The following is a 3,762-nucleotide window of genomic DNA, read 5'->3' on the forward strand; positions in this document are numbered from 1 at the left end:
GCCGTCCATATCGAGATCGATACGCTCGAGGCGCAGCCGCCAGGGCTCGCCACCCCTACCGATGTTCCTGTAGTCCTGTGCGCCCATGTTCTTCCCCGTGCTCGCTTCGTTCTGGCGTGAAGGTAGGCACAGACCGCACCCCCCGTCCAGAGCCTCTCGGAAAAAGGAACAATGTTGACAACGGCTTAGGGGGTTTAATCATGCCATAAGGCGCCCTTGGTCGCGCCGTAGATCTTGAGATCGAAGATTAAAAGAGGCGCCATCCATGCGGATGACGCCTTTGATCATGGAGAGATTTTTTTTGACCCGCGTCAGCCGCCCTGGAGCGCCTGCGTGATCTGGCCCTGAACCGCGTAGATTCCGCCCACGGATCCGAGCACCATCAGGAACACGCCGGCCATGCAGAGGGTCGCGACGAGGCCCATCGACTTCTTGATGCTCGCCTGTGATTCGTCGATCCACCCCTTCGCGAGGATCGACAGCTGCGTCGAGAGGTCCTGCGTCTCGGCGAAGATCTTGATCGAGAGGTTCATCTTCGCATCCGGCCAGCCCGTGCCGGCCCGGTGCAGCGCGGCGCCGAAGTTATCGCCGTTGAGCATGCGCCTTCTCACGAGGTTCAGTCGGTGGCCGACATACTTGTTGGCGTTCGGCCGCAACCGGTCGACGGCCGCCATCGTGCTTTCGCCGCCCTGCATGAGCGCGGAGACCGACATCAGGAAGCCGATGCCCGTGTACATCCTGTAGGTCGAGAAGACCGGGAACTTGTCGGCTGTGGAGCGGCCCATCTTCGCCCATCGCGGCAGGGCGATCGCGATGACGATGATGAGCAGCAGGATCCCGATGGCGGTCTTCGAGGCGTAGTAGTTGGCAAAATCGGCCATGTAGACCAGAAATTTTGCGCCGCCGGTCCACTCGCTCGTCGGCAGGATCTCGGCGATCTGCGGGATCACCGATTTGCCGAAATACAAGGCCATGCCATACATCGCGAGGATCAGGCCCGCCGGGTAGGCGAGACCGCCCAGCACGGTCCCTTTGATCTTCCCCTTCTTCTCGGCCATCTCGCAATAATCGAGGAGGTTTCCGGCGAAATCGTTGGAGTTCTCGATGGCCTCCATGATCATGATGTCGTCGCGCGGCGCCCAGGGGCGGAGCGCCTGGCCGAACGTCTTGCCGTCCTTCATCGAGGTGATGACGTCGGCGAGGATCAGGGCGATCCCCTCCTTGGGCTTCTTGCCCTCGTAGGACGCCACCTGCCAGGCCATGTAGACGGCATCCGTCTTGGCCATGCCGGCGCGCAGCAGGGCGGCGAGCTGCTTGTAGAAATCCATCCGGGCTTTGCCCCCGAACTGGATCTTCGCCATCACCTTCTCGGATTTGCTCAGTGCCATGTCAGGTTCTCGCTTTCATCGCGGCCACTTCCTCAAGGAGGCGGGGCTGCAGATACATGAAGTCGCGCTCGTAGGCCGAGAGCAGGTCGACGCCTTCCTCGACGTTCTCGATGTCGCAGATGCCCGCGCCCACCTTCATGAGGGCGTGGTGCAGAACGGGGTTGCCGCCCATGCCCCCCGTGTCTTGGGATTCGAGCCAGTAGCGCCGCATCTCCGCCCGCTTGCCCTCCGAGAAGAGCTCGAGGAGCTTGGCATCGGTCTGCACGGACTCGGCGACCACGGTCCGACCGGTGAAGCCCGAGATGCACTTCGAGCAGCCCGGCCCCCGCGAGGTCAGAATATCGGTGCTCGTCTCGAAGAGCGCCGCCCAGCGATCCGCGAGGTCCTGGGTCATCGAGCCCGTCGCCACGGCCTCGGTCATCGTGACCTTGCAGTGCGGGCACATGACGCCGATCAGGCGCTGGTAGATCAGGCCGCGGACCACCGTCGGATCGACGAGTTTCCAGCTGTCCACGCCGAAGTCCGAAAGACGGTCGAGGATACCGAGCGCCGAGCCCGCGTGAACGGTCGACCACACGGCGTGGCCGGACATGACGGCCTTGATCGCGAGGTTGGCCAGTTCCTCCGAGCGCGTCTCGCCCAGAACGATGATATCGGGGTCGGACCGCAAGGCGGCCTTCATCGCCTCGATGAAGCCGTCGGTGCCGTCGGGCGCTTTCTTGGCGGCGATCTGGGTCGCGCCGGGCAGGTCGAGCTCGACCGGCTCCTCGATGGAGAACATGCTGATTTCACGCTTCTTTTCCATGAACATCTTGTTCAGGACGCGCTGCAGCGTGGTCGACTTGCCCGAGCTGGTTTTACCGGCAATGATGTAGAGCCCGTTCGTCCTTTTTCGCATCGTGACGATGTCGTCGATGTGCCGCTTCGAGTAGCCGAGGCTGTCGATTTCGGTCTCACCGGCCTTCGTCACGTAGATGAGACGGCTGACCAGCGTGCCGCGGCCCTCGGTCGTCGGCGAATACTGCAGGCGGACGAGGTTGACCTTCGTCGGGAGGATGCCCGAGCGGACGGTCAGCGCGCCCTGCTGGAAGGAGGTGTCGGACGACGAGTTGCCGGTGTCCGAGGCCACGGCGAAGGTCGCGCGCACGAGCGCCTTCCCGTCCTCGACGCTCAGCGACATCATGTCGAGCACGCGGCCGTAGAGACGGTAGCGGACCTCCGTGTAGTCGCGCGTGATCAGCATGTGAACGTCGGAAGCGCCCTTGTCGGCGGCCGCCTTGATGATGCTGGCCATCTGCGCCTGGCGCTCGATGTCGATGGACTCGGTCTTCACCTCGCCCGAGCCGCGCCCGAATTTTTTGTAGAGGCCAACCAGGATGCCGGTCTCGGTCGTGATGTATTCGATGTCGGGTCCGACGAGCTCCGCGGTCCGGGCCTGTTTGACCACCATGCGCACGCGCGGATCATACTGGGTCGCGCCGGCGAGAATGGCGACGTTGTTGTCGAACAGGGCCACGTAGCGGCGGTCGTCGGAGGAGATCTTGACGCGCCCCTCATCGCCGGTGAGGAGGCGGGCGTTGCCGATCCGCTCGAGGATCGACAGCTCGGAGCCATCGGTGGCCGGGCGGGGCGCGGTGTCGCTCATCATCTAGTCCTTCTGGGTGCCCTCCCCGCAGGGAGGGCCGGTATTGCCAAGGGAGATCGTGACGGCCCGGCTCAGCGCCGGATCGCCACCCGGCCTTCGAGCGGCTCGTCGGTCTCGCTGAACGGGTCCAAATCGAGAGCGACGGTGATGTAGGAGGGAGCGACCTCGAGGATGGTGGCGTTCTTGATCACGTCACCGGCGCGGACCGTCGAGGTGACGCCCGGGCCATCGGACAGGACCGCCCGCAGATCGCCGGACATGCCGTAGATCTCGATCACGTCGAGGTCGGCGAAGGCCCTGAAAATGTCGGCGGGCTCCGGCTGCGGGGCAGCCTCGTCTTCCTCGCCACCGATGGCCGCAACCGCGCGCAGCTCGTCGAGCGCGGCTTCACGGGCGCGCATCTCCGCGAGCGGGTCATCGTCGACCAGCGCGCCGACGGGGGCCACGCTGACATCCATGATGCCCTGCGGCCCCATCGTCTCGGGCTGAGCGGAGGCGTCTTGCGCGGCGTCATCCTCGGCCGAGGCCTCTTCCTCGTCCTGGGCCGACAGCTCCTTGAGCGCAGCCATCAGCTCCGCGCGGTCGATCTCGGCGCGCAGGGCCATGGGCGAATTGTCCACCAGCGTCGCCAGCTCGGGATAGAAGGCGCGCAGGCCTTCCATGCCCACCTCATCCACGATCGTCTGGATGGACTCGATGAGCTGCGCTTCGCGATCGAGGATCAACTTG

3 protein-coding genes are annotated in these 3,762 nt (G+C 64.5%); all 3 read right to left on the reverse strand.

The genetic code is table 11. The features are described from left to right. Positions 1 to 311: 311 nt before the first annotated feature. Positions 312 to 1,388, reverse strand: a complete 1,077-nt coding sequence (locus ACFDS3_RS19515) for a hypothetical protein (RefSeq protein ID WP_375264005.1) — start codon at positions 1,386 to 1,388, stop codon at positions 312 to 314. Position 1,389: 1 nt separating this feature from the next. Next, on the reverse strand, positions 1,390 to 3,036 hold the full coding sequence (locus tag ACFDS3_RS19520; RefSeq protein ID WP_375264006.1) for a GspE/PulE family protein: 1,647 nt from the start codon (positions 3,034 to 3,036) through the stop codon (positions 1,390 to 1,392). Between the two features lie 68 nt (positions 3,037 to 3,104). Then, on the reverse strand, positions 3,105 to 3,762 hold a 658-nt coding region (locus ACFDS3_RS19525; RefSeq protein ID WP_375264007.1), incomplete at its 5' end, for a hypothetical protein.

It is taken from the genome of Palleronia sp., from assembly GCF_042089775.1.
Taxonomy (GTDB): Bacteria; Pseudomonadota; Alphaproteobacteria; order Rhodobacterales; family Rhodobacteraceae; genus Palleronia.

Bases quoted from the DNA above. Each gene is read 5' to 3' on its own strand.
- ACFDS3_RS19520 (WP_375264006.1), bottom strand. From the start codon at position 3,036: ATGATGAGCGACACCGCGCCCCGCCCGGCCACCGATGGCTCCGAGCTG.
- ACFDS3_RS19515 (WP_375264005.1), bottom strand. From the start codon at position 1,388: ATGGCACTGAGCAAATCCGAGAAGGTGATGGCGAAGATCCAGTTCGGG.